Below are 7,578 nucleotides of genomic sequence, written 5' to 3'. Positions count from 1 at the left end.
GATCACGTCGAGGATCGCCTCGTCCTCGATCGCCTTCAGCCCGGCGTCGTCGAGGCGCCCGGCGGCGTGCTCGGCGCGCGCCGTGTGCACGCGCTCGGGTCGGAGGAGGCTGCCGACCATGTCGGCGCGGAACGGGGCGGTGACGGTCATGCCTCCTGTCTACCCTGCGGGGCGCTCCGGCGCCGACGCCGGCGACGCCCGGCGCAACCTCGCGGGAATGCGGGCGCCCCTCCGCCGTTGACCTTCCGGGCCGCGTGGCGCGGCCGAAGGAAGGACGTACCCCGGATGGACCTCTTCAGCCCGATCGACTTCGGCGACCTGCATCTCGCGAACCGGGTGGTGATGGCCCCGCTCACCCGCGTGCGCTCCGGCGCGGACGGCGTGCCCGGCCCGCTCGTGGCCGAGCACTACGCGCAGCGCGCCTCCGTCGGGCTGATCGTCACCGAGGGCGTCTACCCGGGCGCGGACTCCCGCGGCTACTTCGGGCAGCCCGGCATCGTGAACGACGCGCAGGAGGCGGGCTGGCGCGCGGTCGCCGACGCGGTGCACGCGGAGGGCGGCACGATCGTGATGCAGCTCATGCACGCGGTGCGCGTCTCCCACCCGGACCTCACCGAGAGCGGCCGCACGCTCGCCCCGAGCGCGGTCGCGATCGACGGCGAGGTGCACACCCAGCACGGGAAGCGGCGGCACGAGGTGCCGCACGCGCTGACCGAGGCCGAGCTCGCGACCGTGCGGGACGAGTTCGTGGCGGCCGCGCGGCGTGCGGTGCGCGCGGGCCTCGACGGGGTCGAGCTGCACGCGGCGAACGGCTACCTCCTCCACCAGTTCCTCTCGCCGGTCTCGAACGTCCGCGAGGACGGCTACGGCGGCTCGCCGGAGGCGCGCGCCCGGTTCGTGATCGAGGTCGCCCGGGCGGTCACCGCGGCGATCGGCGGCGGCCGAGTCGGCATCCGCATCTCCCCGGCGCACAACATCCAGGACGTCGCCGAGACGGACCCGGCGGAGACCCGCGCGACGTACGCCGCGCTGCTCGACGGCCTGCGCTCGCTCGGGCTCGCATACGTCTCGGTGCTGCACGCCGACCCGACGGGGGAGCTCGTGCAGGAGCTGCGGACGCACATCGACGCCGGCGTGATCGTGAACAGCGGCTTCGGCCGCCAGACGGACCGCGCGGAAGCAGTGGCGCTCGTCGAGGCCGCGCACGCCGACGCCGTCGCGGTGGGCCGCGCCGTGATCGCGAACCCGGACCTCGTCGACCGCTGGCGGAACGAGGCCCCCGAGAACGCGCCGCGCCCCGAGCACTTCTACACGGCCGGCGCCGAGGGCTACACGGACTACCCGCGCCTCTCCGCCTGAGGCGGCTCGAGCAGCGGCCCGTACAGGTCCGGGCGACGGTCGCCGAGCAGGTCGACGAGCTCGGCCTGCCGCTTGTCGCGAGACAGCAGCAGGTCGAGCTCGGCCCAGGCGGTGCCGGTGCCGTCGCCGACGGCCGACCGGAGCGCGCCCTCCGCGTCGACGATCGAGGTGCCGCCGGTCCAGTCCACGCCCCGCTCGCGTCCGGTGCGGTCCGCGCAGACGATCGCCATCTTGTTCATCCGGGCGGTCGCGATCGCGATCTGCACCTCCGGGGCCCGCTCGCCTGCCGGCACGGGGACGAGCGGCCAGTTCGTCGGCACCGCGAGCAGGTCCGCACCGGACAGGGCCGCGATCCGGGTCCACTCCGGGAACTCGAGGTCGAAGCAGATCATCACCCCGACCCGCCCGACCGCGGTCTCGACGACCGGGGGTCGGGCGTCGCCCGGCGTGAAGAACCGCTTCTCCTGATCCCACAGGTGCACCTTGCGGTAGACGGCCCGGACACCGGAGGCGTCGACCAGGGCGGCGCTGTTGAACAGGCGGCCCGCGTCGTCGGCCTCCGCGAACCCGAGCACCACGACCGCTCCCGCACCCGCTGCTGCGACGCGGTCGAACGCGGGGTCGGCGGGGGAGAGGGCGAGCGACCTCGTCTCGTCGACCGAGGCGAAGACGTACCCGGAGGTGGCGAGCTCGGGGAGCACGACCAGCTCCGCCCCCTCCGCGACCGCCTCCTCGATCGCGGCGACGGCCCGGTCGAGGTTGCCCGACAGGTCGCCGACGACCGGCGCGAGCTGGACCGCCGCGACCCGGGTCACGGGACGAGCGCGGTCGTGTCGCTGGCGTCGAGGTCCGCGCCGACCCGTTCCTTCAGACCCCTCCGGAACGAGATCGCGATCCCGACGACCAGCCAGACCCCGACGAGGTAGGGGAACCAGCTGTACGGGGCGTCGAGGCCGACCGCGTTCTTGTAGAGCGTGTAGGCGAGCAGCACGATCGCGAGGATCGGCACGACGATCTGCCACTTCGGCGTCCGCGTGCGCCCGCCGAAGAAGAGGAACCGCATCGCCCCGACGGTGGCGAGCACGTACGCGACGAGCAGGCCGATGGTGCCGATCGTCAGCACCCAGTAGGTCGCGTCCAGCACACCCGCGCCGGTCAGCCGCTCGATCACCATGCAGAGCAGCGCGAGGCCGCCGCTGACGAGCAGCGCGGCCAGCGGCGCGCCGGTCGGCGAGACCTTCGCCACCCCGCCCTTCAGGCCCGCGCCGCGGCCGAGCGCGAACAGCACCCGGGAGGCGCCGGAGAGCGTGCCGATCGAGATCGCGAACAGGCTCACGACGGCGAACAGCGTGAGCAGGTCGGCGAGCCACGGCCCGACGTAGGCCCGGCCGAGGTCGCCGTAGGGGGCGGCCGCGCTCGTGAACCGCTTCACGTCGGCGTCGGAGGTGCCGTAGCCGAGCGTCTGGGCGATGATCGACAGCAGGTAGAAGGCGCCGACGACCGCGACCGCGATCTTCAGGGCGCGGGGGATGTCCTTCTTCGGGTTGCTCGTCTCCTCGCCGAGCGTCGCCGCGCCCTCGAAGCCCGCGAAGGCGAGGAAGCCGAAGACCGCGGCCGCGCCGATCGTGGTGATGTCGGTGCCGGCGGGCAGCTGGAGGAAGTCGAGGCTCAGGTGCCGGCCGCCGGGCGCGGTACCGGTGCCGAGGCGGAACAGCACGATGAGGTTGAGGATCGTGACGAGCGCCGCCCCGATCAGCTCCGCGAAGAGCAGCACCCGCGTGATGACGTGCACCTGGCTGCGGCTCACGATGAGCACGACGATCAGCGCGATCACCGCGACGACCATCCAGTCCGGGGCGATGTTCAGCCCCAGGTCCTGCAGCAGCTGCGTGAGGAACAGCCCGATCTCGATCGTGGAGCCCGCGCCGATCGTGAAGTAGGCGAGGAAGAGCATCCAGCCCGCCACGAACCCGGCGCGAGCGCCGAGCGTGATCCCGACCAGCGCGTAGACCGAACCGGTGTGCGCGATGTGCCGGGAGAGCTTGACGAAGCCGTAGGCGACGAGCGCGACGGCGATGAGCGCGAACACGAACGCCCATGTCGCGCCCCGGCCGAGGATCCCGGCGGCGCCGACGCCGAGCAGCGCCATCACGCCGACCGGGCCGATCAGGCCGATCGAGAACGCGGCGGCGTCCGTGACCTTCAGCTCGCGGTGCAGGGTGCCCGGTGCCGCGTCAGCGCGGCTCGGATCGGTCGTGGTCATCGGGGGCCTTCCGGTAGCGGAGGGGGGTGATGCAGGACGAGGCGACCGTAGCGACGGGGCCGGGTCGGCAGTAGCGGCAACCTGCGACGGGAGCCATAGGTCCCGCCTAGAGGAATCGCAACGGACCCTGACTTCCCAAGGCCCGGCCTATGGCTGCTGCTGCGGATCGGCGCTACCGGAACGCCTTCCCGGTCCGCAGGCTGGGCCCATGCGCTCCACCTCCGCTGTCCTGGCCGCCCTCGACGGTCGCTTCCACGTCGTCAAGGCCCCTGGCGTCGACGCGCCCGCGGCGCAGCAGGACCCGGCGGTCGCGGAGACCGTCTCGGGGATGCTCCGCGACATCGAGGCGCGGGGGATGACCGCTGTGCTCGAGTACGCGGCGAAGCTCGACCGCTGGGAGGGCGGCGAGGTCGAGCTCGATGCGGCGACCATCGCCTCGAGCGGCGACCGGCTGCCCGCGGACCTCCGGGCGGCGATCGAGCTCGGCGCCCGCCGCACCCGCGCCTTCGCCGAGGCGACCAGGTCGCACCTCGTCGACTTCGCCATCGAGCCGGTGCCTGGCCTCGTCACGGGCGTGAAGTACGTGCCGGTCGTCCGGGTCGGGGCGTACCTGCCCGCCGGGCGGTTCCCGCTGACCGCCAGCGCGTTCATGACCGTGGGCGTCGCGAAGGCCGCGGGGGTGCCGGAGGTCGTCGCCTGCACGCCGCCGCAGCCCGACGGGCGCGCGAACGATGCGGTGCTCTACGCGGCGGCGTGCTCCGGGGTGGACCGCGTCTTCCTGCTCGGCGGCGTGCAGGCGCTCGCGGCGATGGCGTTCGGGCTCGTGGGCGACGGGCCGATCGACATGCTCGTCGGCGCGGGGAACGCGTTCGTGGCGGAGGCGAAGCGACAGCTGTTCGGCCGGGTCGCGATCGACCTCCTCGCCGGCCCGAGCGAGGTCGCCGTGATCGCGGACGACACCGCCGACCCGCGCGTGGTCGCGGCCGACCTGCTCGGCCAGGCCGAGCACGGGCCGCAGTCGCCCGCGGTGCTCGTGACCACCTCCGCCGCCCTCGCGGACGCGGTGGTCGCGGAGGTCGACCGGCAGCTCGAGACCCTGCCGACGGCGTGGGTCGCGGGGCCCGCGTGGCGCGACTACGGATCCGTGCTCGTCGCGGACGACCGCGAGGTCGCCGTCGCGCTGATGGACGACCTCGCGCCCGAGCACCTCGAGGTGATCACCGCGGACGACGACTGGTACTTCGCGCGCCTCCGGAACTACGGGTCGCTGTTCCTGGGTCCGTGGAGCACGGTCGCGTACTCCGACAAGGGCATGGCGGGCACGAACCACGTGCTGCCGACCGCGGGCGGCGCGAAGCACAGCGCCGGGCTGTCGGTGAGCCGGTTCCTGAAGCCGCTGACCTACCAGCGCGTGGCGCGGGAGGCGACGCACGAGCTCGCGGACGCGGTGCAGGTCATCTCCGCGTCCGAGGGCATGGCGGCGCACGAGGCGACGGCGACGATCCGCCTCGAGGCGCTGGAGGAGGCGTCCGTCTCCTAGCCCGGAGCACGACAGCAGGACCGAGGAGCATCGGCAGGATCCTGCGCGCGCCTGCGTCCTGCCATCGGTGCTGGGTCCTGCTGTCGTGCTCGACGGCGCCCGACCCCGGCCCGCCGGAGGTGCGGCGTCAGCCCTGCAGCATCGCGAGGGCCAGCCGGACGATCTCCGCGGTCGCGGGGGAGAGGACGGCGCCCTCGCGCTGCACGAGCGCGACGGTGTCGTGCAGCGGGTCCGCGAACGGCACGAAGTGGAGGCCGGGCGGGCAGGCGCCGCTCTCCGCGACCGCTCGGGAGACGAAGGTGTCGCCGATGCCCGCGGCGACGAGCGTGAGCGCGGACTCGACCTGCTCCACCTCGACGACGGGGTCGAGGTGCACGCCCGCGAGCGAGGCCCGCTCGAGCAGCTGGCGCCTCGTCGGGTCCCGCCAGCCGTAGTGCGCGTCGTAGAGCACGAGCTCACGGCCCGCGAGGTCCTCGATGGTGGGCGGTTCGGCTGCTCGCGCGGGGTCGGCGGTCGTGTACAGCACCTCGTCGCGGGTGAGCGGCGTGACCGTGAGCCCGTCGGTGTCGATCGGGAGGACGACGAGCCCCGCCTCCAGCTCGCCCGTGGCGACCGAGTTCGCGACCTCGACCGAGTTGATGCCGATGATCCGGAGGCGCACCGACGGGTACCGCTCGTGGAAGCGGGCGAGCAGCGTCTCCAGCCGGTAGTACTTCGCGTTCCGGAGGAGCCCGAACGACACGGTGCCGCCGGCGAGCGAGGTGATCGCGCGGAGCGCCCGGTCCGCCTCGTCCGCACTCGACGTGACCTTGAGGGCGACGGGGAGGAGCGCCTCGCCCGCCTCCGTCAGCATGAGGCGGCGGCCGCCGCGCACGAACAGCCGGGTGCCGTACTCGTCCTCGAGGCGGCGCACGAACTCGCTGACGGAGGGCTGCGCCATGTGCAGCTCGGCCGCGGCCGCGGTGAACGAGCGGACGCGGGCCGCGGTCGCGAACACGCGGAGCTGCACCAGGCTGAACACCCGCCGACCGTACCGAGGTCGACACGGGACGTGCGACTCCGCAGCAGCAGCGGCCGTCAGTCGAGGAACTCCTCGGGGTCGAACTCGGTGAGCGGGATAACCCGGATCCGCGGCAGCCGGATGTTGAACGCCTTCACGTCGTACTCGAGGTCGTGGACCTGCAGGCCGAGCTCGGCGTAGACGCCGCTCATCATCTCCGGGAACCCGAGCATCGCGACGCCGTGGTCGGAGTCGAGCAGCTGCTCGACCTGCGGCGCGAAGTCGCGGTCGTGCGACCCGAGGAGCACGTCGCAGTCGCGCGCCACCAGCGCCTCCAGGGTGCGCTGGATGCCGACGTCGACGACCTTCTCGGTGCCCGTGCCGCTCAGCAGCACGGCACGGAACCCCGCGTTCTGGATCGCGGCGACGAACGGCCACGGCGTGTTCCCGGAGGTGGAGTCGAGGAAGAAGAGGCCGACGACCTCGCCGGAGCCGAGCGTGCGGGCGAACTCGATCACCCGTTCCCATCGCGGCCGCTCCGCGGGCTTCGGCGGGTGCCGGAGGATCGAGACGCCGAGCGTGGCGTCCAGGTTCTCGCCGTCGATGAGCACGTAGGTGCGGTCCGCCACCGCTGCAGTCTGCCGCGTCACGGGGGTGCGCGTCTCGATCCGCCGCGGGCGCCCGGGCGCCACAGGGTATTCACATGACGGCGACGTGACAGCCGAGCCGCTGAGGCGTAGTACGGAACAGGGCCGAGACGCCGCATCGGGCGTCCCGGTGCGTCGGAGGAGAGGACTCGCGATGGTGCGACGGGTGGTCATCGGATGGGACGGGTCCGCGGCAGCGGGCGCGGCGCTCGAGTGGGCGGTGCTGCATCACCCGGCCGCGGAGTCCTTCGAGATCGTCGAGGTGACCGGCACCCGTCGGCGGGACGACCGGCCCCGACGGGACGCGGACGAGGCGGCGGAGGCTATGCGGCACGAGCATCCCGGGATGACCTTCACGGTCGACCGCGTGCAGGGTGACGTCGCCGAGGTGCTGTCGGAGCGCTCGGCGCCGGACGCGCTCGTCGCGCTCGGCGGCCGCGAGCACGAGGAGGTGCGGCTCCGGCGGCGCACCTCGACCGCCTACCGCACGGTCCTCGACGCCAAGGGACCGGTCGTGGTGGTGCCCGAGACCTACCACGGCGGCCGCGGCGTGGTCGTCGGCATCACGGGTCGCGACGAGGCCGAGTGCGTCGTGCTCAGCGCCGCCGCCGAAGCGGCGAGGCGTCGACAGCCGCTGATCGCGGTCCACGTGACGCCGCCGACGTTCGGCGTGAGCGTCGGCATCTTCCCGGGCGGCCACGCGGAACCCGTCGGCCCGGAGGAGCGGAAGCTGATGGACCACGCCCTGGCCCCCGTGGCCGAGCGGTAC

At 73.5% G+C, this 7,578-nt stretch carries 7 protein-coding genes; 3 read left to right on the top strand and 4 right to left on the bottom strand.

All coding sequences use genetic code 11. The annotated features are described in order from the left end of the window. The first annotated feature begins 285 nt into the window (after window positions 1–285). Entirely contained in the window at window positions 286–1,359 is a 1,074-nt protein-coding gene (locus ACTHLI_RS14140; protein ID WP_440184942.1) for an alkene reductase, read from the top strand. Here ACTHLI_RS14140 and ACTHLI_RS14135 read toward each other — a convergent pair. Together ACTHLI_RS14135 and ACTHLI_RS14130 are read right to left on the bottom strand one after the other, a co-directional pair. Then, window positions 1,338–2,174, bottom strand: a complete 837-nt coding sequence (locus tag ACTHLI_RS14135; RefSeq protein WP_440184939.1) for a nitrilase-related carbon-nitrogen hydrolase — start codon at window positions 2,172–2,174, stop codon at window positions 1,338–1,340. The genes ACTHLI_RS14140 and ACTHLI_RS14135 overlap by 22 nt on opposite strands. Then, window positions 2,171–3,622 (bottom strand): APC family permease, encoded by a 1,452-nt coding sequence (locus tag ACTHLI_RS14130; RefSeq protein ID WP_440184936.1) that lies wholly within the window; start codon window positions 3,620–3,622, stop codon window positions 2,171–2,173. The genes ACTHLI_RS14135 and ACTHLI_RS14130 overlap by 4 nt, the downstream gene beginning before the upstream one ends. A 208-nt stretch (window positions 3,623–3,830) precedes the next feature. Between ACTHLI_RS14130 and hisD the strand changes: the two genes are divergently transcribed. Beyond that, complete coding sequence (gene hisD, locus ACTHLI_RS14125) at window positions 3,831–5,162, top strand: histidinol dehydrogenase (RefSeq protein WP_440184933.1); 1,332 nt, start codon at window positions 3,831–3,833, stop codon at window positions 5,160–5,162. 127 nt (window positions 5,163–5,289) lie between these two features. Here hisD and ACTHLI_RS14120 read toward each other — a convergent pair whose 3' ends face one another. Both ACTHLI_RS14120 and ACTHLI_RS14115 read right to left on the bottom strand, forming a co-directional pair. After that, the gene (locus ACTHLI_RS14120; protein WP_440184930.1) at window positions 5,290–6,183 is read right to left on the bottom strand and encodes a LysR family transcriptional regulator; all 894 of its coding nucleotides are present in this window, start codon (window positions 6,181–6,183) and stop codon (window positions 5,290–5,292) included. A 56-nt stretch (window positions 6,184–6,239) separates the two neighbouring features. After that, window positions 6,240–6,791 (bottom strand): NYN domain-containing protein, encoded by a 552-nt coding sequence (locus tag ACTHLI_RS14115; protein ID WP_440184927.1) that lies wholly within the window; start codon window positions 6,789–6,791, stop codon window positions 6,240–6,242. A gap of 172 nt (window positions 6,792–6,963) precedes the next feature. Here ACTHLI_RS14115 and ACTHLI_RS14110 point away from each other — a divergent pair. After that, the coding region (locus ACTHLI_RS14110; RefSeq protein ID WP_440184924.1) for a hypothetical protein at window positions 6,964–7,578 on the top strand (615 nt) is incomplete at its 3' end.

Source organism: Amnibacterium sp. (genome assembly GCF_051956055.1).
Lineage (GTDB): Bacteria > Actinomycetota > Actinomycetes > Actinomycetales > Microbacteriaceae > Amnibacterium.
The sequence above is the reverse complement of the archived record's forward strand: the minus strand, read 5'-3'. Positions and strand labels throughout refer to the sequence as shown.

Excerpts from the sequence above, each read along its gene's own strand:
- ACTHLI_RS14140 (WP_440184942.1), top strand. The coding sequence starts at position 286 with ATGGACCTCTTCAGCCCGATCGACTTCGGCGACCTGCATCTCGCGAAC.
- hisD (WP_440184933.1), top strand. The coding sequence starts at position 3,831 with ATGCGCTCCACCTCCGCTGTCCTGGCCGCCCTCGACGGTCGCTTCCAC.
- ACTHLI_RS14130 (WP_440184936.1), bottom strand. The coding sequence starts at position 3,622 with ATGACCACGACCGATCCGAGCCGCGCTGACGCGGCACCGGGCACCCTG.